Origin of the sequence: Candidatus Kuenenia sp., assembly GCF_027493735.1 — a bacterium.
Lineage (GTDB): Bacteria > Planctomycetota > Brocadiia > Brocadiales > Brocadiaceae > Kuenenia > Kuenenia stuttgartiensis_A.
In genome coordinates this window covers 279811-303957 of record NZ_JAOSKF010000012.1, presented here as the reverse complement: position 1 = coordinate 303957, position 24147 = coordinate 279811, and the positions used below count along the sequence as shown (strand labels likewise).

23 protein-coding genes are annotated in these 24147 nt (G+C 42.7%); 12 read left to right on the top strand and 11 right to left on the bottom strand.

What is annotated here, in order from left to right; translation table 11 throughout:
• Window positions 1–33 precede the first annotated feature (33 nt).
• Window positions 34–816, top strand: coding sequence for a 3-hydroxy-5-phosphonooxypentane-2,4-dione thiolase (gene lsrF / locus M5U24_RS07965; protein ID WP_099324018.1), 783 nt, complete (start codon window positions 34–36; stop codon window positions 814–816).
• A gap of 149 nt (window positions 817–965) precedes the next feature.
• Window positions 966–1985 carry a zinc-dependent dehydrogenase gene (locus tag M5U24_RS07960; protein WP_099324019.1) on the top strand — a complete coding sequence of 340 codons (1020 nt, stop codon included), beginning with the start codon at window positions 966–968 and terminating at the stop codon, window positions 1983–1985.
• 150 nt (window positions 1986–2135) lie between these two features.
• On the opposite strand, the gene M5U24_RS07955 is transcribed toward M5U24_RS07960, so the two are convergent.
• The 9 genes from M5U24_RS07955 to M5U24_RS07915 all read right to left on the bottom strand — a co-directional run bounded on the left by M5U24_RS07955 (window position 2136) and on the right by M5U24_RS07915 (window position 9051).
• Window positions 2136–3224, bottom strand: a complete 1089-nt coding sequence (locus M5U24_RS07955) for a tetratricopeptide repeat protein (protein WP_099324020.1) — start codon at window positions 3222–3224, stop codon at window positions 2136–2138.
• Window positions 3225–3302: 78 nt separating this feature from the next.
• Window positions 3303–3596: a carbon storage regulator CsrA gene (gene csrA / locus M5U24_RS07950; RefSeq protein ID WP_099324021.1), complete on the bottom strand. Its 294-nt coding sequence runs from the start codon at window positions 3594–3596 to the stop codon at window positions 3303–3305.
• Between the two features lie 239 nt (window positions 3597–3835).
• A complete protein-coding gene (fliW, locus tag M5U24_RS07945) occupies window positions 3836–4285 on the bottom strand; it encodes a flagellar assembly protein FliW (protein WP_099324022.1) in 450 nt (149 codons plus the stop codon).
• Window positions 4286–4548: 263 nt separating this feature from the next.
• Complete coding sequence (gene flgL / locus M5U24_RS07940) at window positions 4549–5466, bottom strand: flagellar hook-associated protein FlgL (protein ID WP_099324023.1); 918 nt, start codon at window positions 5464–5466, stop codon at window positions 4549–4551.
• 83 nt (window positions 5467–5549) lie between these two features.
• Window positions 5550–5843, bottom strand: coding sequence for a flagellar basal body rod C-terminal domain-containing protein (locus M5U24_RS07935; protein ID WP_298202089.1), 294 nt, complete (start codon window positions 5841–5843; stop codon window positions 5550–5552).
• 47 nt (window positions 5844–5890) lie between these two features.
• Entirely contained in the window at window positions 5891–6196 is a 306-nt protein-coding gene (locus tag M5U24_RS07930; RefSeq protein ID WP_298202087.1) for a hypothetical protein, read from the bottom strand.
• Between the two features lie 123 nt (window positions 6197–6319).
• Entirely contained in the window at window positions 6320–8059 is a 1740-nt protein-coding gene (flgK, locus tag M5U24_RS07925) for a flagellar hook-associated protein FlgK (protein ID WP_298202085.1), read from the bottom strand.
• Window positions 8060–8071: 12 nt separating this feature from the next.
• Window positions 8072–8596 (bottom strand): flagellar protein FlgN, encoded by a 525-nt coding sequence (locus M5U24_RS07920; RefSeq protein WP_298202083.1) that lies wholly within the window; start codon window positions 8594–8596, stop codon window positions 8072–8074.
• Between the two features lie 5 nt (window positions 8597–8601).
• A complete protein-coding gene (locus tag M5U24_RS07915) occupies window positions 8602–9051 on the bottom strand; it encodes a rod-binding protein (protein WP_298202081.1) in 450 nt (149 codons plus the stop codon).
• Between the two features lie 551 nt (window positions 9052–9602).
• Here M5U24_RS07915 and M5U24_RS07910 point away from each other — a divergent pair.
• Together M5U24_RS07910 and M5U24_RS07905 are read left to right on the top strand one after the other, a co-directional pair.
• Window positions 9603–12503 (top strand): tetratricopeptide repeat protein, encoded by a 2901-nt coding sequence (locus M5U24_RS07910; RefSeq protein WP_298202079.1) that lies wholly within the window; start codon window positions 9603–9605, stop codon window positions 12501–12503.
• Window positions 12504–12601: 98 nt separating this feature from the next.
• Window positions 12602–13903, top strand: coding sequence for a tetratricopeptide repeat protein (locus tag M5U24_RS07905; protein WP_298202077.1), 1302 nt, complete (start codon window positions 12602–12604; stop codon window positions 13901–13903).
• 1121 nt (window positions 13904–15024) lie between these two features.
• On the opposite strand, the gene M5U24_RS07900 is transcribed toward M5U24_RS07905, so the two are convergent.
• On the bottom strand, window positions 15025–15285 hold the full coding sequence (locus M5U24_RS07900; protein ID WP_298202075.1) for a phage integrase N-terminal SAM-like domain-containing protein: 261 nt from the start codon (window positions 15283–15285) through the stop codon (window positions 15025–15027).
• Between the two features lie 458 nt (window positions 15286–15743).
• On the opposite strand from M5U24_RS07900, the gene M5U24_RS07895 reads away from it, so the two are divergent.
• The 8 genes from M5U24_RS07895 (at window position 15744) to M5U24_RS07860 (ending at window position 22147) form a co-directional block, all read left to right on the top strand.
• Window positions 15744–16916 carry a hypothetical protein gene (locus M5U24_RS07895; RefSeq protein WP_099324030.1) on the top strand — a complete coding sequence of 391 codons (1173 nt, stop codon included), beginning with the start codon at window positions 15744–15746 and terminating at the stop codon, window positions 16914–16916.
• 381 nt (window positions 16917–17297) lie between these two features.
• Entirely contained in the window at window positions 17298–18050 is a 753-nt protein-coding gene (dcm, locus tag M5U24_RS07890; protein WP_298202140.1) for a DNA (cytosine-5-)-methyltransferase, read from the top strand.
• Window positions 18047–19048, top strand: a complete 1002-nt coding sequence (locus M5U24_RS07885) for a restriction endonuclease (RefSeq protein WP_164994849.1) — start codon at window positions 18047–18049, stop codon at window positions 19046–19048. The genes dcm and M5U24_RS07885 overlap by 4 nt, the downstream gene beginning before the upstream one ends.
• Window positions 19049–19357: 309 nt before the next feature.
• Window positions 19358–19588: a hypothetical protein gene (locus tag M5U24_RS07880; RefSeq protein WP_298202073.1), complete on the top strand. Its 231-nt coding sequence runs from the start codon at window positions 19358–19360 to the stop codon at window positions 19586–19588.
• A gap of 419 nt (window positions 19589–20007) precedes the next feature.
• Window positions 20008–20229 (top strand): hypothetical protein, encoded by a 222-nt coding sequence (locus M5U24_RS07875; RefSeq protein ID WP_164994847.1) that lies wholly within the window; start codon window positions 20008–20010, stop codon window positions 20227–20229.
• A 706-nt stretch (window positions 20230–20935) separates the two neighbouring features.
• Window positions 20936–21067, top strand: coding sequence for a reverse transcriptase N-terminal domain-containing protein (locus M5U24_RS07870; RefSeq protein ID WP_205713391.1), 132 nt, complete (start codon window positions 20936–20938; stop codon window positions 21065–21067).
• Window positions 21045–21380 (top strand): reverse transcriptase N-terminal domain-containing protein, encoded by a 336-nt coding sequence (locus tag M5U24_RS07865; protein WP_205713389.1) that lies wholly within the window; start codon window positions 21045–21047, stop codon window positions 21378–21380. Before M5U24_RS07870 ends, M5U24_RS07865 begins: the two co-directional genes overlap by 23 nt.
• Window positions 21335–22147, top strand: coding sequence for a reverse transcriptase domain-containing protein (locus M5U24_RS07860; RefSeq protein ID WP_315850913.1), 813 nt, complete (start codon window positions 21335–21337; stop codon window positions 22145–22147). Before M5U24_RS07865 ends, M5U24_RS07860 begins: the two co-directional genes overlap by 46 nt.
• Window positions 22148–22689: 542 nt before the next feature.
• Here the strand turns inward: M5U24_RS07860 and M5U24_RS07855 are convergent.
• Complete coding sequence (locus tag M5U24_RS07855; protein WP_298202070.1) at window positions 22690–24018, bottom strand: ISAs1 family transposase; 1329 nt, start codon at window positions 24016–24018, stop codon at window positions 22690–22692.
• Window positions 24019–24147 lie beyond the last annotated feature (129 nt).

Here is a 24147-nt window from a genome sequence, read left to right as displayed (position 1 = left end):
TCCCGTTTTTTTTAAAAGGAGGAATTAACTATCATGGGCTGGGGAATGAAGAATCGTTTGTCTCAACTGATTAAACCAAATGGGCGCTGTATGTACTTGCCAATCGACCATGGTTATTTTCAGGGACCCACAACAAAGTTAGAGAAGCCAGGAGAAACCATTAAACCAATTCTAGAATATAGCGACGCCCTTTTCTGTACCAGAGGTGTATTGCGTGCCTGTATAGACCCTCAGCAAAGCAAGCCCATTATTTTAAGGATCTCTGGTGGCACCAGCATGGTGGGCAAAGATCTTGCCAACGAGGAAATCACCACATCAATGGAAGAGGCTCTCCGCCTTAATGTTTCAGGCGTCGGTCTTTCTGTATTTATTGGCAGCGATTATGAGAAGCAAACGTTATTAAATTTGGCAAAAGTTGTTAATGAAGCGGAAAGATACGGCATGCCGGTAATGGCAGTGACTGCGGTTGGAAAAGAGCTGGAAAAACGGGATGCGCGTTATCTTGCGCTGTGTTGCCGCATATGCGCCGAATTGGGTGCAAAGGTTGTAAAAACTTACTGGTGCGAAAATTTTGATAAAGTCACGAGTGGTTGTCCCGTCCCGGTCGTCATGGCAGGAGGCCCAAAGGTAGGTTCTGACCGTGAGGTTTTTGAATTCGTTCATGATGGTATGCAAAAAGGCTCAATAGGTATAAATCTGGGCAGAAACATCTGGCAAAATGAACGCCCTGTTCCCATGATCAAGGCTTTACGGGCCATCGTTCATGAAAATGCCAGCGTGGATGAAGCTGACGCAATATTTAACAAAACCAAATAATAATAAGACATTTTAGGAGTCTGGTATTTTTTATTATCCAGTCGGCAATCGGCAGATTGCCGACTGGATACTGCGCACGGTAGCGCGCAAACCCACCATTTCACAATGTACATCCTGCGTTATAACGACCATAAGAAAAGGGGCATTATATGCGAGTAGCAATGTATTACAACAACAATGACGTCAGAATAGAAGAAATGCCAACTCCACAAATAGGGCCGGGCGAGTTATTGGTAAAAATATTCGCAAGCGGTATATGTGGCAGCGATGTAATGGAATGGTACCGCATTAAAAAGGCGCCTTTGGTTTTGGGTCACGAAATTGCAGGAGAAATAGTCGCCATTGGCGATGCCGTTAAACAATTTAAAGTTGGCGACAGAGTTACCGTTGCACACCATGTTCCATGCAACACCTGCCATTATTGCCTGAATGGACATCATTCCGTGTGCGATACTTTACGCACTACCAATTTTTATCCCGGTGGTTTTGCAGAATTTCTGCGTGTTCCACAAATCAATGTTGATCGCGGAACTTTTATTCTTCCCCAGGAGATGTCTTATGATGAGGGAACCTTTGTAGAACCTTTGGCATGTTCAATTCGCGGACAACGACTGTCCAATTTTAAACCCGGACAAAGTCTGCTCGTTATCGGCAGCGGCATATCGGGATTATTACATATTCAATTGGCGAGAGCGCTTGGCGCAGGCAAAATATTTGCAACGGACATAAACGAATATCGCCTGAAATTTGCAAAAAAAATAGGGGCAGATATCGCAATTAACGCAAAAGAAGATGTGCCTTCCATTATCCGCAAAGATAATAATGGAAGATTGGCAGATTTGGCGATTGTGTGTACAGGAGCAATATCCGCAACAGAACAGGCCTTTCATTCCATAGAAAGGGGAGGGACTATCCTCTTTTTTGCACCAACGGAACCCGGGGTAAAAATCCCTATTGACCTATGGAATCTTTGGCGTAATTGTAATTCTATTGTTATGTCCTATGCTGGCCCTCCTGCTGATATGGCGGTTGCAATTGAATTAATACGGACAGGTAGAATTGCCGTAAATGATCTGATAACTCATAAACTACCGCTAAATGACGCTGCAAAGGGATTTAAACTGGTAGCCGACGCAAAGGAATCCGTGAAAGTAATTATAGCGCCCTAAAAGTAAACCAGTTTAAAATCGATAATCACCAGTAGGCAGTCGTACAAGATTACAGACTGGAGATTGAGTATTGAGTACCTCTGATCGCACCATTAAAAATTTTGGAAAAACGTGCGAAGAAATAACTTTTACGGTACTAAGAAGGGATAATTAATCAATAACCAGACTAATGCGCTTGTGCATTTGAGCAGTTTGCGAGAGACCGGAAACGTTTTCTTTTATATCCTGTTGATCAGGCTGTATGGATAATGACTTTTCCCACATTTTCCGCGCCTTTGCAGGATTATTCGTCACTTTGTAACAATTCCCCAGTAAATTATACAGCGGCACAGCTTCATCCCCGACTTTGTTCTCCGACCAAAGAGAATCAACAAAATCTGTCGCTTCCTTTGTTCTCACATACTCTTCTAAAATGTGAACCGCATCATCATATTTCTGTTGTTTATAATAAAGTCTTCCAAGGTTATAATATGCGTCTAAATATGCTGTATCCAACCGGATTGCCATTACAAAAAATGATTCGGCCTGTTTATCAAAATCCGTTTTTAAGCAACACTCGCCAAGCAGATTATAGGCCTCTGCGTTATTCGTGTCTTCCAGCACCGCTTCCCTGAGATGGTGCATTGCCCGAGGATAATCTTCTTCTCCCTTGTATACAATGCCAAGCAAGTAATGCACCTCGTAATTGGCAATCTCTTTTTTCATAAAATAGAGCAAAATCCCCTTCGCTTTTGAAATTTCATTGCTTTTTATCAGCAGTTTTGAGATATTCACCGCGGCAGAAGTACTATCCGGCTGCAATCTCAATGATTCGGCAAAAAACGCTTTAGCGTCCTCTTCATTACCGTTTTTAGCGCAACATATTCCCATAAGATTATACGTATCCGCATCTTCCGGATTCGCCACTACAACCTCCTTAAAATGCGAAAGAGCCATACTGTATTCTTCCCGGTCCATATACAGAAAAGCAAGGTTATAATGAACGTCTATTAAATCAAAATCAATGTGTAATGCTTGCCTGAAATTTTCAATTGCTTCGGAATAGTTATGGTTTCTTGTGTAATAAATACCGAGAAGATTAAAACCCTCTGCGTAATTGGGGTCTGCATCCACTGCTGCTTTTAGATATTTAAACGCCATACCCCAATCATCTTTTTCTATCAGGTCCTTCGCGCGCGAAACATTTATTTCAAAATCTGTATTGCCATTTAGAGCGCTGCTTTCTTCAACAATAAACATGGTTAGTTTCCTTTAAATTAAGAGATATTCCTGTAAAATACGCAAAATAATTACCTCAAACTGTACCACAGTGCACAATTAATCTGCGTCTTCAACTGCCTCCCTTTTTGCTATAAATTTTTCTTGAAAACGAAAATCCTCTCCAATATGCCTCCATTTTTGCGCAACTTTTACCAACTCATTTTTGGATACTTTTGAAGACTCTCTATTCTGGGATTGGATCTTTTCATAAACTTCTTCCCTGTGAATCTCAATGTCCTTTGGAGCGATAATTCCCAATTTCACCTGTCTTCCCTGAAATTCTAAAACGGTAATTTTTATCTCATCACCTATGGTTATGCTTTCTCCCAACTTCCTTGTTAGTATAAGCATCGCTTCTCCTCTATTGAAAGTGTATAAAAATAACGTACCGTGCAGTAAACGTATATCTCTTTCCCCAAGACCTTTTTGAAGAACAAAGAAAGAAACTGGCTGCAAATAATAGAATACTATTCGTATTAAACTGCCTGTAAGCGTCCGGGCAGAGGCGCATCATAGTAAAGCAATGCGTCTGCATCTCATAATAACATTTATTATGGTTGTGCACCCGAACAACGCAGGGGTATATTCAATTAAGCATTTTTTTGCACAAGCGGATAATGTAATGCGTAATAATCATCTGTTAATACGAATTGCTTCCCCTTGTTGTTTATCATATTTACAAGTATAGGCCCTTTCAGGTTTATGGTTACATTGGAAGCATCATCTCCAATGTTTACTATACAAAATATTTCAACCTTTTCCTTGTTGCCCATCTCCAACGCTGAGACATCATCAATCTTTTTCAATGGGTCATAGTCGGTGAAAAGAGGAACCGGGTTTATGACGGGTAACGCAACAAGGGGGTTATCAACCGAAACCAACCATTCAAAAGGCCGGCAGTCAGGAAAATTAACAAGAATGAACTGTTTAAGCTCTTCGTACCCTACAATGCCGTCTTCAAACCTGATAATATCTTCTTTGTTATAACCTAACTCACCCAACTTTTCCGTTTTTAATGTCTCCATTTTCTTCTGCTCCATTTTTGTTTTTACCTCCTATAAAAAATAAGGTTAAAGAGATTTATATGCTACGTGGCGGTTAATTAAGCAAACACAATACCATTTGTAAACAAGTAAAATCAATAACCACACAAAGCCGCTTATGTAATTGTGAGAATAGGAGTTATAAAACTTTAAAATAACGATAGGCTCTGTAGCAACAAGGGATGAGATTTTTTACTTTGGAGAGAGTACGGGCAATAACGTTGAAATTATTTACCCATGATGTTGATAATTTAGACAATCTATCCGCCAATAAAATCTAGCAATGACGGCTGAATAATCCTGGCGCCGGTCTGCAGTGCTGCTTGCAGCACATTTTCCTGATTTTTTAATTCTGTGATTAAGGATGCTAAATCAGCATCTTCGGTATAAGAGATTAATTCTTTCAGCGCTATTTTCGAGTTTTCGACTCTATTTTCCGTTATTGCCAATCTATCGACTTTTGCGCCAAACTTTGTAATCTCTGTCAGTACGTTATTATTTGCCGTTTCAAAATTTTTCTTCTGTGATAAAAAAGCGTCTGTATCAAAATCGCTTTTTTTCAATTCGTCGCGTAAATTTATAAGATTTGCAAATATGCCGTTTTCCATAAACAGCTTTCCGCCAGGCTGGTTCACTTGTATAAATGTATTGCTCCCTATCTGATATTGTATTGTTTCATTATTGCCATCATACTTTACGCCTGTTATCTCACCGCCTGAATCTCTTGTCGCTCTGAAGGGGGCAGTTAAGGTTTTTGTTCCCGAGAAAAGATACCGTCCGTTGCTATCCGTTATGTTTGAGAATTGAATAATTGTCTCCATTAACTCATCAATCTCGCTTGCAATAATTCCCCTTTCACTATCCCCAAGCGTACCATCCGCCGCCTGCACCGTTTTGGTCTGAATCTTCACCATAATGTCCTGTATGTTTTCCAATGCATCGAAGATGAAGTTTATTTTATCTCTCGCATGTTTAATAGCGTCTAAATATTGCTGTAATTCATTTTCCCCGGATTTAAATCCAAGTAATTTTCTCGTGCTTACAGGATCATCTGATGCGCGGTTTATCTGCTTACCGCTGGAAAGCTTTTCCTGTATCTCCTGCATTTTCTTGTAATTTAGCTGGATGTTAGAAAGCGTCGTATTACTTAAACTCGCCTGCGTAACTCTAAAAGACATGGCGTCATCCTCCACAACTCATTAAAATTATTCTACCGGTGTCCCGCATTTCACTTTAGTACGAAAGACCACTCAACCCGCCGTTACAATGAATTTAATAAGGTATTTATTAATCTGTCAACGGTTGATATATATTTTGCCGACGCCTGATACGCCTGTTGAAATCGTATCAGGGTAACCAGTTCTTCATCAATATTTACCCCGGAAACCTCTTCTCTTCTGTTCTGAAGACTCCCCTCCAATGCCGTATACTTCTCCTCAGACTTATATGCACTATTCGCCTCTTCTCCTAATGCCGCGGCAATTTGATGTAAATAATCAGATAAGGTAGTATTTCCAACAATACTGTTATCATTTTGTAATGCGGATAAACGCAAGGCATTTGTATTATCCCCTGATTCACCTATAGATGTTGCAATTAGTGTTACATCCTCCCGTATCCTTTTTTCAACATCAATATCCGAAGCATCTTTACCGCTAAAAAAGTATTAATTCCCAAAGCAGCCAGCAAGTCAGTTTCATCAGAATCATTTATAACATCTATATCAAATGTATCTCCTGTATTAATATCACCAGCCGAAAACGAAACAGAAACACCATTTGCAACCGCAAGTGTATTGCCAGGAGTGTAACCTTCACCTACATCAAGTGTAGCAATAAGATTTGAACCGCTATCCCTGACTTCAACCTGAAGACCTGACGTAGTTCCAATTGTGCCGCCTGCCCCCAAAGCTGTGAATGTATATACATCATTTGTACTTCCATTGTATATACCCCTGAAATTGAAGGCGTTGTTGTTCCTGTAATTCCAGTGGTTTGAGGATTCGGGTCCAATGCATAAGAAAAATTAAATTTATACCCGGAGTCTGCGGTAATCTGCAATTTGCCGTCTGAAATAGCATGCGGATAAACGCAAGGCATTTGTATTATCCCCTGATTCACCTATAGATGTTGCAATTAGTGTTACATCCTCCCGTATCCTTTTTTCAATATTAATATCCGAAGCATCTTTACCGCTAAAAAAAGTATTAATTCCCAAAGCAGCAAGCAAGTCAGTTTCATCAGAATCATTTATAACATCTATATCAAATGTATCTCCTGTATTAATATCACCTGCCGAAAACGAGACAGAAACACCATTTGCAACCGCAAGGGTATTGCCAGGAGTATATCCTTCACCTACATCAAGTGTAGCAATAAGATTTGAACCGCTATCCCTGACTTCAACCTGAAGACCTGACGTAGTCCCTATTGTGCCGCCTGCCCCTAAAGCTGTGAATGTATATACATCATTTGTACTTCCATTGTATATACCCGAAATTGAAGGCGTTGTTGTTCCTGTAATTCCAGTGGTTTGAGGATTCGGGTCCAATGCATAAGAAAAATTAAATTTATACCCGGAGTCTGCGGTAATCTGCAATTTGCCGTCTGAAATAGCAGAGGAAAGATTTGTTATCCCATCAATATCAGCGCTTAATTTTGTAAGCGAATCATTTGCTACATCCACCGTAATTTTGTTTTTGACCTCTTCCCCTGTACTCGTATTTATTACCGTAACATATATATCTCCGCTCGATGGTGCAAAAGGCAGCCCCAGACCCGCAGTATTCAATGCCTTAGTTGCGTCCGTCACCTTATTTGTCCCAAGTACCGTTGTAAACCCGCCGTCTGTGCCTACGCCTTCACTATGAATCGCATTAAATTTCTTTATAAGCGCGGTTGCAAAGGTATCCAGTTTAGCATCGTATGCAGGCAACGTGTTGTTATACATCTCCAACAAACCGCTCAATTCACCGCCAGTAGGTTTGTGTTTCGAACTTCCATAGCTGGTAATATTGAGCTTGCCACTTGAATCTACGCGGGATTCAAGGGTTAACGCATTTGAACCACTCACCAGGACTCCACCTGCAATCATCACATCTATCATGCCGTTCTTCTGCGTCCTTGTTGTGACGTCCAAAAACTTGCTGATTTCGCCGAGGAGCGTCTCTCTTTTGTCCAACAGGTCATTCGGCTCCCCGCCTGTTGTTTGCAGCGAGTGGATTTCCTTATTAAGGTCAACGATATCTTTCGCCAGCCCGTTTACTTCATTAAGTTTGGATTCCACGGATTGTTTGACAAATTCCTTCATCATGCCCAGCTCGTCAACTATTGCACGTATGGATTCGGTCATGGTAATCGCCTTTTCCACAAGCACAGAGCGTGAACTGGTACTCTCGTCCTGCGAAAGGTCGTTCACAAATTTAAAGAAGCTTGTCAAGGAATTGCTTATACTGGCATCGCTTAATTCGTTAAATACCGTTTCAAGTTCTCTCAATTGCTGACTTTTTATAGAGGAGGCGCCAAGCGATGAAGTGACAAACCTGATCCGGCTATTAAGGTAGTCATCCTTCTGCCGCATTATTTTCACCAGGTCAACGCCCTGCCCGATAGAACCGATAGTCGTCTGCAAGGGTAGTCTTGTTGCAAGACTGACCGTTTGTTTCGTATATCCTTTTGTATTTGCATTCGATATGTTATGTGCGGAAACCATCATTGCACGCTGTGCCGCAAGAACTCCGCTCATACCAATTTGTATATCTGACGAGGCCATAACCTATTCCCTCTAAATTTTAGTGTCAACCAAAACCCTTGATACTTCTTTTTCCTTCATTTTCCCTGTATTCTTATATACGGAGTGCTTAAAGACAGGCGGACAAAATATATCAATAATATCCTCTGTAATTTCAAGCGAATGATGGGTAAGAGCCGTATTCATCTCATTTAGCCTTTGTAATTCCACCATTGACTTTGTTAATCTGTCAACCAGCGTTCTCCAGGTATTGCCATGAAGTTCTTCCCGTTTATCCATCATTTTACTCATGGATATTTCCCTTACCTTTAAACCTTGTTTTTCGCAATACCGGCGTATTATCCTTTGGCGTTTTTCCTCAAGAAGTTGCGCCAGTTCCGCCTTGTTTCTCTCTGCGTAGATAAGCGTTTCCAGCTCTTCAATATTACAGGATATAAGACAGGCGTGCTTCGTCTTTGCAATTTCTACTAATTCCCCGTAAACAACCGACAATCTTTCCAGCGTGCCGGTTAGTTCCGTAAGCAAGGCGTCTATAACGTTGTTCTCTTTAATTCTCATTGTCTTTACCCTTTAAAATTAACAGAAGCCATTTCTTTATTTATTCCCACATCTTCACTGTTTCCTTTTTTACTCCATTTTTCCGGTAAAGATGGCACATTTTTACCGAACGCTTCCGTCACGACATTTTTAGGTTTTAATTGATTGTATATAACAGGCGCAACTCCAAAGCCGCCTTTTGCCGCTAAATCTTCAGCAAGGGCATTCTGCATTATTTCCGTATAACCTTGCATACCCCCCCCACCGTCAAACAAACCACCCTTTGGTATCGTTTTCCACATTGCTTTTACCACAAAATTCAATAAAACAGCCTCGAAATCCTGCGCTATCTTCCGGAGAGACGCATCATCATTGGTAATTTTCTTTTGACCGGCAAGACTATTTAAGTTACTAATGCTGCTTGAATGAACAGGGTCAATTTGCAAAAACGGGTTGATGTCTAAACTTGTTTCCATTTAATACGTTCCTAACTTTAACAGGTTACAAACCGGACACGAACATACAAGCTTGTCCGCTTTTTGGAGCACACTATTTTCCAGAAAACTGTGAAGGCTTTTTCAATCTGTCTATAGCAAAGAGCAAAGGTAATACCATAATCGCCCATTTTGTGAAACACTGTATATACGGTGCTTATCTATCTGACTTTTATTAAATAACTTATACAATTATTTGGTTTTTAATATTTCACAAATCATTCATTTTTTTAAAAACAAAAGGGGGAAACGTTTCCTATTTAATGAGAAAATTATTCCTGTAGCATCTATCGGCAGTTCATATATTAAACCTTACGGCAAAAGGATGTATTAAAAACAACCGGTAAAAATAATCATAGTGGGGGCGAAGCATTTGCCAGTTTGGGTATTAACACATTTATGACAATTTATAGCAAATGCTTCGCCCCCACTTTATTTTATGCATGGTAATACTTATAAAAATTCATATACTATGAACGTAATAATCGCCAGGTACTTTTTTATACACGCTATTTTGAAAGGACAATCTGCCAATGGATGATCGTTTTCCAACGAATGGAAATGGAGTGGAAAGTCAATCCACTTTAAAAATCCGGTTAGAAAACCTATTGGAAAAGGAAGCAATGATACACAATGCATTTTCCTCAAGCAGAACGGAACTGTTTGTGGGCAGGCAAAGATATTTTGACCGGCTGGATGAACACATACACGGGGATACTCCCCCACTCATTGTAACCGGCAAACCGGGGATGGGGAAATCAGCGCTTCTTGCAAATTGGAGAAAACGCTATATCTCCTTAAATCCTGCCAACAAAACCATAATACATTTCATCGGCATTTCACCCCGCACAAGCAGTTTAGCATCTATGCAGCTACGCATTATCCATGAATTAACCTATGGATTTAACCTTCCTCCGGATATTCCCACTAATCAGAACGACCTCAACGTCGCATTTGTCAATGCCCTTTTCATGTCCGCTGCAAAAGGCAAAGCGGTTATTATTCTGGACGGTATCGAACGATTGGAGGAAAGAGACCCCGCACAAGTCTTATCATGGCTCCCAATTGAAGTGCCTGCGAACATACGGTTTATTTTGTCCGTATCGCCCGGAACCGTATTTGATGTTGTTGCAAAACGTAACTGGCCTGTTCTTGAAGTAGCACCTCTTGAAGTTGTTGAGCGAAAACAATGTATTCACGCATATCTCCAGAATACTCATTCAACAGCATTAAGCGAAAACCATATAAATACAATCGTCCATGCCGTCCAAACATCCAACCCGCTCTACCTTGATATACTCATGGGGGAATTATGTATTGACGACGCCCCCTCCATTGCCGGACAAAAAATAAGCCGGTATCTCTCCGCACAAAATATTGAGGAACTCATTCTCAGGGTTATTGAACGATACGAACTCGATGATACACTGAACGGCGCTGATGCGTCATTTTTCCGGAATATCATGTCATTGTTGTTAAGCGCAGGAAACGGACTCATGGAAAATGAAATAAACGAACTGCTCCGTGGGGAAACACCGTCACCGCAAAATACGCCATTAAAAACCTTGCTACCAAATATGAAACATATCCTGATACAACATTCAAATCTCATTCTTTATAAACACAATGCCTTTCATGATGCGATAAAAAGCAGGTATCTCTCAGAAGAAGATGAGAAAAGGCGGTTTCATTTACGTCTTGCAGATTATTTCGGGAAAAACTATTCGAGTCAGCGCGCAATTGAAGAATTTCCGTGGCAACTGACTCAGGCAAGGTCATGGAATCAGTTATTCGGACTTCTCTCTGATATATCCTTTTTCAATGTCTTGTATGAAACAAGCGCTTATGCGGCAACGTATTATTGGTCGCAATTGGAAGAAAACTCTCAAATGCGCATTCCATACGCATATTGCACCATTTTAGAGTCCCCGGAGAATTATATTGACCGCATTAAAAACCTTTCCTTTTTTTTAAAGGAGAAAAACCTCCTTACAGAGGCATTGAAGATGTTTGAACATCTTGTCTGTTATTATGAACAAAACAAGGACTACGAAAATCTGCCCGTAGCCGTCGGAATACTTGCAGATATCCTTTACGAAAGGGGCGGCATGGAAGAATCCATGCAATTACACAAGGATGAAGAACACATTTACCGGAGCGTTGGAAATAATTACGGATTAATGCGCTCCTTGTCACGTCAGGCAGTTATTGCCCTTGCCAACGATGATTTGGAGAACTCCCTACATCTCTTCAGGCAGGAAGAACAACTCTGCCGTGAATTGAACGATACTTATCGGCTGTCGTATAATCTTAACAAACAGGCGGAAATATTGTCTCTCCGGCACGAAACCGCCCTTGCCGCAGAACTGCTTACGGAAGCGGAATCCATCAGCCGCGGCATAGGTGATATGTCAGGATTATCCGTGTGTTTAGGCAACAAAGCCCGCATAAAAAAGGGTTACGGAAACCCGGAAGAGGCGATTACCTTTCTGAAAGAACAGGAGCATCTTTGCCGCACCCTGGGAAATAGCAAGGAACTCTCAGTCTGCCTTGGAAATCAGTCGCTTATTCTTACAACCCTTGGAGACCTTGATGGCGCATTCGCCTTGCTGAAAGAAGAGGAATCTCTATGCAGAAACATGCGCAACGAACACGGGCTATCCTATAACCTCGGGAACAGGGCAAATATTCTTTCGATACGCGGTAATCTGGCAGAGGCACTGGAATTATATAAAGAACAATTCGCACTATTTAAAAAGACACTAAACAAACACGGACTATCATACAATCTAGGCAACCAGGCAAACATTCATTATTCACTGGGAAATTCAGAGGAAGCAATGTCGTTCTACACGGAACAGGAGCGTTTGTGCAGGGAACTGGAAAATGAGGACGGATTATCGTATGCGCTCGGTAATCAGGCGATCATTCTTGCGGAAAAAGGCGACCTTGATAAAGCAATGGAATTGCATATAGAAGAAGAGCGCATTTGCAGGAAATTTAACAATATGGAAGGATTGCAACGCTCTCTGGGCAACCAGGCAAGTATATTGTATAGCAAGGGTCATTTGCATGAGGCGCTCGCCCTCCATAAAGAAGAAGAGCGATTGTGCAAAAAACTTGGAAACAAGAGCGAACTTTCAGCCTGCCTTGGAAACCAGGCGCTCGTTGTGAAGGATCTGGGGAATCCGGATGAGGCGATTGGACTATTAAAGGAACAGGAAGCTATTTGCAGAGATCTTGGGATAAAGAGCGGGCTTGCAATTTCATTGGCAAATCAGGCAGAGATGCTTGCGCAAAATATGGGACGGGCAGATGAAGCGCTGCCTCTTGCCGAAGAAGCCTATACGATTACCACTTCTTTCGGTTTTCAGTCATTAGCTTACGAAATAGAACCCATCTTACGCGCAATTGAATCCCGATTGGGTAAATAGGGTAAAACTATTCAGCGGAATCTATCAAAGGGAATATGCCCTGTTTTTGTGCAGGAGGTAAGAATAGATAGGCAGTTATTGCCCTTGCCAACGATGATTTGGAGAACTCCCTACATCTCTTCAGGCAGGAAGAACAACTCTGCCGTGAATTGAACGATACTTATCGGCTGTCGTATAATCTTAACAAACAGGCGGAAATACTGTCTCTCCGGCACAAAACCACCCTTGCCGCAAAACTGCTTACGGAAGCGGAATCTATCAGCCGCGGCATAGGTGATATGTCAGGATTATCCGTGTGTTTAGGCAACAAAGCCCGCATAAAAAAGGGTTCCGGAAATCCGGAAGAGGCGATGACCTTTCTGAAAGAACAGGAGCATCTTTGCCGCACCCTGGGAAATAGCAAGGAACTCTCCGTCTGCCTTGGAAATCAATCGCTTATTCTTACCACCCTTGGAGACCTTGATGGCGCATTCGTTTTACTGAAAGAAGAGGAATCTCTCTGCAAAAACATGCGCAACGAACACGGGCTATCCTATAACATCGGGAACAGGGCAAATATCCTTTCGATACGCGGTAATCTTGCAGAGGCACTGGAATTATATAAAGAACAATTCTCACTATTCAAAAAGACACTAAACAAACACGGACTATCATACAATCTAGGCAACCAGGCAAACATTCATTATTCACTGGGAAATGCAGAGGAAGCAATGTCGTTCTACACGGAACAGGAGCGTTTATGCAGGGAACTGGAAAATGAGGACGGATTATCCTATGCACTCGGTAATCAGGCGATCATTCTTGCGGAAAAAGGCGACCCTGATAAAGCAATGGAATTGCATAAAGAAGAAGAGCGCATTTGCAGGAAATTTAACAATATGGAAGGATTGCAACGCTCTCTGGGCAACCAGGCAAGTATATTGTATAGCAAGGGTCATTTGCATGAGGCGCTCGCCCTCCATAAAGAAGAAGAGCGTCTATGCAGAAAACTTGGAAACAAGAGCGAACTTTCAGCCTGCCTTGGTAACCAGGCGCTTGTCGTTAAGGATCTGGGGAATCCGGATGAGGCGAAAAAAAAAAAAAAAAAAGAAAATAAAGGAAGAGAGAAAGGGAGGGAGAGCTATCTCTTTACCAAGCACAACACAGAGAGGCACGCCCCCGGCGCAGGCCGGCGGGGCCCCCCCCCCCCCCCCCCCCCCACCCCCTCTCCTTTCTTCTTTTTTTTTTTTTTTTTTTTTTTCTTCACCACCACAACCAACCCCCCCTCTCCCTACCGCCGGGGCAAGGAAAGAAAAAAAAAAAACAACTATCAACCAAAAAAAAAAAAAGGAGTGTTCCTTTTTTTGAGGAAGAAAAAAAAAGAAAAGAAGGGGGGGGGGGGGGCTTTTTTGTTATTATAAAACTATCGGGGGGGGGGGAAAAAAAAAACCCCCCCCCCCCCCTCGAGGGGAAAAAAACACAGGCCGTCCCCATTTTGCATTTGCAACACCCAGAAACGATGAAAATGATTTTATAACCATATCGTGTTGCGGTACCTGTGCTTGAGCTATTTCTTGTAGTCTTTTTTCGAGCCAGGATGCTTGTGTTACAAAGTACAATTAGTTAACCAAAAATCTGGAATGCTCCTGTTCAAATTATGTCCCCCGCTGGCGGGGGTGCAGGGGGTGGACTGGATTTCTCCATCGATTCAACTACCCCTTCATTATGAAAACAAATTTGCCCCTTTTCCCCGCGCTCCGCAGACAATTCCACCCCCTTAATCCCCCGCCAGCGGGGGACAGGCTTGCCACCTCCTTTGCAGCTTTCATGCCCTTGTGGGGTTGATCCATGTGCATTCCAGGTTTTTTATTACTTCTGCCATGTTTTAATGAAACGTACAATAGTATTAACCACTGGCAGCGTTGTTTTGCCCCAATCACACATACGGTTACAAAAAATCGGGAATGCTCCTGAGTAGATAGTAGACAGTGCCCGTCCCTCATTCCACCGTTGTGCAGAGACGCACTGTATTGTGTACAAGCTACCAGCCTCTTGAGTTAACACCTTTAGCAAACTTATGGTTGGTGCAATCTTTTAAATTGATACAGTGCAGTTATTTTTCAAAACACAATTCCGGTAAAATAATTTTCAATTCAATGCCTATCAGACAGGAGAGCCTTTTTCGTTTGACAAAAGCCTTCAAATGGATGATGCCGAAACCCGCAGGCGGAGGGTCTTACACCATTGCCCTGAAGTTTGATGGGACGGCCCATGCATGGAGATATAATACTTATGGTGAATTGGGGACGGGACGACCACGCAGAGCGCTACACCGATACAGGCAAGCAATCTCCTCTTAAAACCGGCAATACCAACAGCAACCACTTGACAATAAGCTGAGGAGAGCCTTCAATATAATTTATTATTTGACGAACCTCTTCACGGGTCATGACTACTGGAATATTCGTCTTCTTCTGTGCACGTATAGCGTTAATCTCTTCTTTTAATGATACTTTTAAAGTAACTATTCAGCGTAATTTCTTTAACTACCATATATGACAAAAAGGCCAAAATCACAGATATTATCCAGAAGTTGTATTGCTATATATAGACAAGAAGCGTAAATTAATGGGTTTTTGCCATATATTGTACTTTTACTCAAACACGCTGAATAGTTACCTTTTAAAACCTTCTTATACAAAAATACAAGTGCGTTCATAGCCTGGTTTTGGGTAGAAGGGGCAACGCAAGATTTCACGGCAAGGTGGGTCAAAAATTGTTCTATTTTTTCTTCACCGTCCATTAAATCCTCTTGACTGGTCATTCGGTGGTATTGAATATAGCCAAACAAATATGATTTTAGGAATTTGGCAATAAAATGGCTTTCTAAAAAACAGATTTATTTGACTAAGCATACTATACAAGCACGCCCCTTAATTCCCTCTTTATAGAGAGGACTGGGAGGTGTAAATTTTTCGAAAACCTTATTTGTTTGACTATATATCATTTGATTCAATCACAGTATGATCGTTCTGTATGGAGGGAATAATGCTTAAGCCTCATTATATCTTTTACTTTATTTGGCAACCCCCTTTTTTGATTGACATCCTTTTCTCCTATTCTATACTGTGTACGAAATAAAATTATAAGGTAATTTTTAAAATACAACACAATAATTTTACCTGATAATAGTACTTTTCCCTAGTTATCAGGGCAATTGATTGTGATAATCAATGGTTATCCAATATTTGGAGTTACGACATGAATGCCAACGCTCAAACAGGAGACACTCAAGACGCTGCTCGCTTGCGTGCGCTTCTTTCTCAGCTCAATTGGCTAAACGCCCTCAACGACGAGCCCGCCAACGGGGTTTACGAGTATCAGTTCCATTCGGACGCTCACATCACTGGTGAATTCACGTCGGGCTTAGGCCCCTATAGCTTTCTCAATACAGTGCCAATACCTGATACGCCGGGAATCGTAACTGCACCAATCATTCTACGTTTGGTTGATCATCTTCCTGAATATCGACCGGACATGTCAAAAAAGGACGAGACGTTTTATCACGGTGGGACGATGGTTGATGAACTTGCGGCACTATCATCACTGTGCATCGGTGCTCGAATTATGGCGGGCGGCGAATCGCGGCGATTTGAACCCGGCAAGGATCCAATGGGACGGCCCTGCGCATGGGATTACAAACCAGCGCCATTCCTTCGTGTACGACCTGGGCGCTATGTTCTTCCTTCCATCACTGGCACCCATTCACTCGATAATCTTAACATGCTGAAGTCAATTCCCAAGATATCACCGGAGAGGTATGTCAATCTCATCCGGTCCTGCATTGCATATCAGGATGCTCTTTGGGCTGCTGAATCGGAGCCTCATCTTGCTTGGTTGCTGTTCGTATCTGCTCTTGAAACTGCGGCAAACGACATCTATCTGTCGGATAGATCTCCAGCCGAACGCCTGAAAGATGCGAAGCCAGACGTGGCAACCATTCTTGATGAAGCGGGCGGCCATCAATTGGTCGAGAAGATTGCCAAACTGATTGCGCCTTCTTTGGGTGCCACAAAGAAATTTCTGGACTTCACCCTAAATTTCGGACCGAACGAGCCAACTGATCGGCCGGATCAAGAATGGCTGCGCGTGAAATGGTCGAAGACCAACCTCAAGCATACTCTCAGCAAAGTTTACAATTACCGATCTCGCTCACTGCACGGTGGTTTACCGTTCCCAGCTCCAATGTACGATCCACCTTTCTATTTCGATCGTAAGTCAAAGCCATCTGAGGTCCCACTAACTGGCCTCGCATCACATTCACGCGGCGGTACGTGGTTGCCTGAGGATATGCCAGTAAATCTACATTGTTTTCACTACATCACACGTGAGACCTTGATTAATTGGTGGCGTAATTTAGCGAATGAGAGATAACAAAATCTTCAACCGGACGCATAAAGCCGCGCCGGTTAAGGGCTTGGGTTTGGATAATAGGGTGAGATTAATCGAAATACCGTTGACGCACCGCAAACGAGTTACAGACCTACCGGAATTAACAGGTCAAGGACACACTTCCCAGTGCTTGTGTGTGTGCAGTAAGGAAACAAGTCGCTAACGTACCTGCACGAAATCGTAGAACTGCCGGTATTCAGGTATCACCTAAGTTATCCAATGGTCAATTATGCAGAACGGGGGAATACTGTCATTTCGCCATATACAACACCATGGCAGGTCAACTGCAAGGCAGGCTGATGAAAGGGCAGTACTGAGAAGTTGGAAAAAGCAAATGTCATTCTATAATGGCTCGGCCAACACATTGTAGAAGGCGACATCTGGCAAGCAATTTCTGAAATGCCAAAAAACGCAGACGTTGTAATCGGCGGATTTCCGTGTCAAGACATTTCCGTGAACGGAAAAGGTGCAGGGGTAGATGGCAAGCGAAGCGGCCTGTATCGCGCTATGGTTGAAGCTGTGTCAAGAATTCAACCAAAGATATTTGTGGCTGAGAATGTCAAGGGTCTTCTCATGCGACACAATGCGGATTCGTTACAGCGGGTTTTGTCAGATTTCCGCGCATTAGGCTACGAAGTGGGCTACCGCCTCTATCACGCCGAAGACTACGGTGTGCCACAAACCCGGGAACGCGTATTTATTGTTGGCACTCGCCCGGATGTTTCAAGGTTTACCCCGCCGGAACCTGTGTGCGACAAGCACGTTACCGCAAGAGAGGCCATTGGCGATCTTGAAGCATTGACCGAGGATGTCAGCTTTAATCATATCTGGAGTTTGGCCAACAAAAGCGCGGAGCAAGGCAACCGCAAGCTAAAGGCGGAAAGACCTGGCTATACCATTCGCGCCGAGTGCCACGGAAACATTCAGTTCCACTATGCGCTACCAAGACGAATCTCCATGCGGGAGGCCGCGCGATTTCAGTCATTCCCTGACAATTTCCGGTTTGAGGCAAAGCTACGCGAAACAGAGCGGCAAGTTGGGAATGCCGTTCCACCCGTCATGGCGTGGCATATCGCCAAAGCAATACAGGCTGTTCTGTCGGGTGGTGCCGCATGAAGCAAGAGGAATTCGAGAAGGTTCTGGATGGTGTTTGCGCGAAATTAACAGGCGAGGCAAACAGCGCAATTTTTCAGTCGGCAGGGCAGTTTGAGAACAGAGTTCGCGAAGTGCTGCAAGAAGCCATACAGTCCGATACGTCGATCACCATAAACTTCACACCGCATCCGCAGGCGTTCCCAGACATTGCCGCCGGTCGTTTTGGTGTTGAGGTTAAATTCAGTCTGAATGACACTTGGCGCAGCGTAGCCAACAGCGTTCTCGAAACTAATCGTATCGAGTCGGTGGAAAAGGTTTACTTGGTATTTGGCAAAATGGGCGGCATCCCTGAAGTTCGATGGGGCGACTATGAACAAAGTGTTATTCATGTGCGCACATCACACGTTCCGCGCTTCGAGGTTGAGCTTTTCGCGAGCCGTTCGTTATTTGAATTGATGGGGATTAGCTACGACTCTTTCCGTGCGCTTCACATGGAAGACAAGATGCGCCATATCCGTGCTTACGCTCGATCACGACTACAAAAGGGGGAGCGACTATGGTGGCTGGAAGACACACCGGACGCAGATCACACGCTGCCCATCCAAGCGCGACTTTATACCAGCCTGACGACTCCAGAAAAGATTAGGCTTCGCGCCGAGGCCGCTTTGCTGTGTCCAAGTATTTGCGAATCTGGCCGGACTAGAAACAAATACGACGATGTTGTTTTGTATTTGCTGACTTATCACGGAGTCATTTGCCATCAAGCGCGAGACCTGTTCTCTGCCGGGAGTGTAGCCAACCCGGAAAACGATGACGCTGGCGGCCTCTACATCAAACGCGCTCTAAAAACTATTGAAGCAGAGATGGTAGAAGCTGCTCTCCGAATGGAGGATGCTTTATTTGTGGAGTATTGGGGAGAATCGGTGCCGCCACAGCAAAGAATCCGTCGTTGGCTCGAAAAGGCGGATGCCGTAGCAAGAAGCTGGACACCGTCGGATAGCTTATTCTTATTGAGGTAGATGTGTAGTGGCAAATAAAACGCATAACAAATCGTTCCAGCGGACGCACAAAAAGCCGTGCGCCGCTGAACTCAGTCGTTCGGATAGAAAAACAGAAAGGACACGTAGTATGAGTAAACCTACTAAAATAAAAAGAACTAACATTATATGAAGTAAACAAACTGCTTACTGATAAGAAATTTTCTAAATTGAAACCTATAAAATGCAAATTTTGTGGAGAGGAAAAAAAGATTCTCAAGAAGAATATTTGAGGTCAACGGGGTGGCAAAAAGTAAATACTCTGAAGACAAGACTCAAGAGTCTATTCGAGTGCAATTCAGACAACAATATCCCATAGATTTCATATCCCTTAAAACACATGAAGGTCGATTTCTTATCGATAGCGCAGTGTGTGGCATCTGTAAATCAACAGCAATTGTATATGATATAGACTTGTTTGATCTGGATATGATTGCTGAGATTCAAAAACTTACAGGAAAATCTAAAGAAGATATAATAATTGGATTAAGGCAGACTTCTGATATGCTTAAAAAGAATTAAGCCGAACAATTTTATACAGCCGACCGCAAAAAGCGCGGCGGCTGATCTTACCGTTAGGTGAAAAAAAATGACAAAAAGAAATCGATTCGGGGACTCATCGTTATTGGGGAGAAGTGACCTTGTTCCCTATCGTAAGAATGAGTACCCTAAACACAGACATTATAGACGGCTGAAAACAAATCTAAATTGGAAAAATGATCTTTTACAATGGGCACGGGCAAATAGCTTTCAGGTCGATATCAAAAATGAAGGACATCATTGGATACTTGTAAAGTCAGAAGTTCGTGTGGAATGGTGGCCCAGTTCGGCCAAGCTCGTAATGAATCAAAATGGGACAAGGGAATCCATTGTCATGACTACAAAAAGCGAATCGATTTTCTTGAAAAGATAATAACAAGAGCAAAGGAGGAAAAACAAGAATGATAAAATCTATCGTCAAAGTGCAAAGCTCTCTTCATACCACTGAGGCTGTTCTAAAAATGTTGGTCTACAATGAAGACAAAAGCATTCACTACGAAGCTGATTTAACGGCGGAAGTTAGAAATCTGCTTGCGGGCAGACCCAAAGCATATTTTGAATTTGCTTTAAATGAGTGCAGTGAGATTCGTCTTGGGAAAGAAGTAGCACCTCAAAATTGGTGATCGTAAAGATGACAAATGCAACACCTAACAAGGCGCTCAAGAGAGACGTGGCATAAAACCGCCGCGTCCCTTAGCTTTGTCGTTATTGGCGACACGAGGTCGCTTTAGTTACTGTTTAGCAGTGAGATTATTGCTGACTAAACCCAGTGTTTCACCACTGGTATTTTAGGAAGGAAGGCATGCGTGTATGGTGTATCCATACAGGTATGAAGCCCTTTCGACAATGTACCGAAGACTTTAAAACAGTCGGGGTGGAAATCGTGAGATAGACACCCTCCCGATAGTCTGATTCGGGTGAGGGCTAAGATTGGATAATAAGATTAAGGTAAATAAACATCTGCAGCGTCGTCACGAGAAATAAGCCAAACAGACTGACAGGCTTAAACCAAACGGTAAGTGGACAGGTTATGGTGCTCTAACGTCACCATACGTGAATTTAAGCTCCATCGGCGTACGGGATGAATCTAAGTTATCCATATTGTAACTAAAGGGGAACGTGGTAAGCCTGTATCTTCGCCTGCAAAGGCTATGTGAAACCGCAAGGCACACGGAAGGGGATGCAGGTAAACGAATCTGGAAAAAGCGAATGCCATTTTGTAATGAAATGGATATGGGTTGAAACATAATCCGACTCGAAAGAGTGCAGACTTCCAGGAGGTGTCTGATTGCAAGATAATTTGGAGAACTTTTTTTACGGAGAAAGCAAATGACAGAGGTTGTAAAACTTACTGGTGCTACTTCGATCTCAGGCCAACACTGGAAAGCCATCAACTGGCAGAAAGTAAAAGCCGAAGTTAAAAGACTTCAAATGCGTATTGCAAAGGCAGTGCGCCAATAAGGTTAAGGCGCTTCAATGGATTCTAAGCCATTCCTATTCTGCAAAATTGTTAGCAGTGAGAAGGGTTACCGAAAATAAAGGAGCAAAGACCCCTGGAGTAGATGGAAAAATCTGGAATACTCCTGCACAGAAGATGAAAGGGGCATTAACACTTATCCGGAAAGGGTATAAAGCCCTTCCATTAAGAAGGGTGTTAATTCCAAAAAAGAACGGCAAGAAAAGACCACTTGGGATACCGACAATCAAAGACAGGGCAATGCAGGCACTATACCTGTTGACCTTAGAGCCGATAGCAGAAACAACGGCGATATAAACTCTTATGGATTTCGATACTATCGAGCCTGTAGAGATGCGATAGCACAATGTTTCTGCTCACTCGCAAAGTCGTACTCGCCAAAGTGGATACTTGATGCGGACATTAAAGCCTGTTTTGACGAAATCGACCATAACTGGTTATTAGATAACATTCTTATTGATAAAAGGATGCTACAACAATGGCTCAGAAGTGGTTACTTTCAAGACATGAAACTATTTCCTACAAAATCAGGAACTCCTCAAGGTGGAATATTATCTCCCACACTGGCAAACATGACACTTGACGGACTTGAAGAAGTCGTAAAGAAGTCATGTCCCGGCAGAAGGAAAGTGAATTTCATCAGATATGCTGATGATTTTATCGTTACTGCCGATAGCAGAGAACTTCTGGAGAACAATATTATCCCAGCCATAAAAAGCTTTCTCAAAACGAGAGGCTTAAAACTGTCAGAGGAGAAGACCAGAATTGTAAGGATAGAACAGGGATTTGACTTTTTAGGTCAACACCTGCAAAAATTCCGCAACAAGCTGATTATAACACCCTCGAAAGAAGGCACGAAAAGTTTTCTTGATAAGGTGCGTAATATAATCAGAAAATGCTATGGGCAGAAAACATGTGACATGATAAACCAGCTTAACCCTATAATAAAAAGTTGGGCATACTATCATCACGGCAACGTCAAAGTCACCCTACGAAAGACGCGGATCAAGAATTTGTGCCAAAAGCTCCCGTCAATAAGTGGAGAAGAAAGTAAAAAACGATAGAATTCCCATATAAATCTGCAGAAATGAGCAAAACAAGCAAAATGTAACGGGAGTATCCCTGTGGTAACGAAAGAGATAGTAAAAAAATAAAGGCTTTTTTTTGTTCTCTACATTACAAGCGAAGCATTTGAAGTGCAAGAAAAGGTCTTGCCGCAAAATTTCTGAGCGTCTTTGCAATATTTGGTACATTGAGAAAATGAAACAGCCCAACCACAAGGTTCTTCAAAGAAGCCATTGCCCTTGGGGCATTTTGTGTGCGTATTTGAGAATGGTCTTCACGGAAGGAGGTATCACGCACATAATGAAGTCCATTTTCTATTGACCAGTGTCCGCGGGAAAACTTAAGAATGGTTTTGGGACTTGCTTTTTGTTGTGTCAGGCTGGTAATACCGTAAACAATTTCCTCGGTCTTTTTGCCGGTCTTGACTTTTGTAAATATTCTATGAATGCAAAATACCTGCTTAACGTAGGGGAAATCAAGATATTCGTTTAATTCGGTGCTGGTCCAAATCCTGCGGATTTCAATGCGGCCATGGCCTTTTTCAATTGTTTCGTGCTGAGGGGGGAAAAGAACTGAGATTCAGTTCCTTGATGGCTTGTTTTATGGTTTTTTGATTATCTTTCACCGTGAATATATATTCTGCCTTTTTGTCTTCTACCAGATAACGGGCGGTTTCCTTTTGCGCATGTAAGGCATCGAAAGTAACGACACGGTCTTTTATGTCTAAATCATCAAACAATACCGGAACCATCGGTATTTCGTTTGTTTTGCGGTCTACCTGAGTTTGTGCGAGAACTATACCCTGTTTATGAAGAAAAGCGGCAAGCAAATGTACCTGTTTGCCGTCAGGCTGTCTTGCACCGCAAAGGGTTTTCCCGTCAACCGCAATGGGCAGGCTTTTATCACCTACAGATTGAAACCAACGCGAGAGGACTTTATCAACTGCTTCTGCATCCACCTGCTGTAAGAAACGCCTGATGGTAGGTTCACTCGGTGGTTCGTATCGTTTCGTTTTTGCATTGTAACGGCAGGAGAGACGTTTGAGCATATTTTGCGGACAACGCTTTGCCCACTCTGCAATGGCGGCAAAGCTCCAGGCATTGCAGATGATAGCACAGATAGAAATTGCCAGGATAGAACGTTTCCTGTGGCGAACGCCTCTGGGCATGCGATGTTCAGGGATTTGCTGCAATAATTCGTCAAGAAATTCCGCATCTTTTAAAGATAATTTCATAGGCTTTGTCTCCTTTCTTAATTGTATGGTAAGATTAAGGTTGTTAAGTTGTTTTTGGACTTGTGCTTTCAATGAGCGAACAAAGACCATCTTTGGCTTATTGTGCAGAAGATAGCCTTGTGATGATCTGGCAAAACCGGTTGAATGTCCTAAAAAAATCCATCCTGCGGCCTTATAGCAGACGCCTTTAAAAAAACGAGGATCGACAAAGGTCTCCACAAGCCAGATTGGATGCCCATAGACCTTAGTCCAGTCTTGTGATAAGCGCTTAAGGTTAAGAGAAAGAATACGGGAGGCAAGGTTTGGTACGTGTATCTGAGGAAGGATCAGGAAACGTGAGTTGTTTGCTATGAGTTTCAGTCGTTGCGATTTTAAAAATGGCGGCCATCCAATCCACTTATCGCGAACGGTACATTTTAATGCTGCGGCAGCCCAGCCGATCAAGGCAAGCCATTGTCCCTGTGATTCCGCTACGTAGCGAATTGATTCTCCTACGAGAGAACGAAATCCAAGGTAATGATGCTGGCGCATCAGTGTGTCCCAATTTGCCTGGTCGTTTTGTGAAACAGGACGAACGGTAATTGAATGAAGTAGTTCGTTGTGTGTGTTATCGATTGGTGTTGTATGCTGGTTCATGCCCTATAATATAAAATATTTTAGGGGGAATGTCCACGTTTTTTTACATATCTTTGTATATTATGCGCTTATGGAAAACTTTGACAGCGCCGTGATACTATCATAGATATGTACAATCAGCCAGAACAT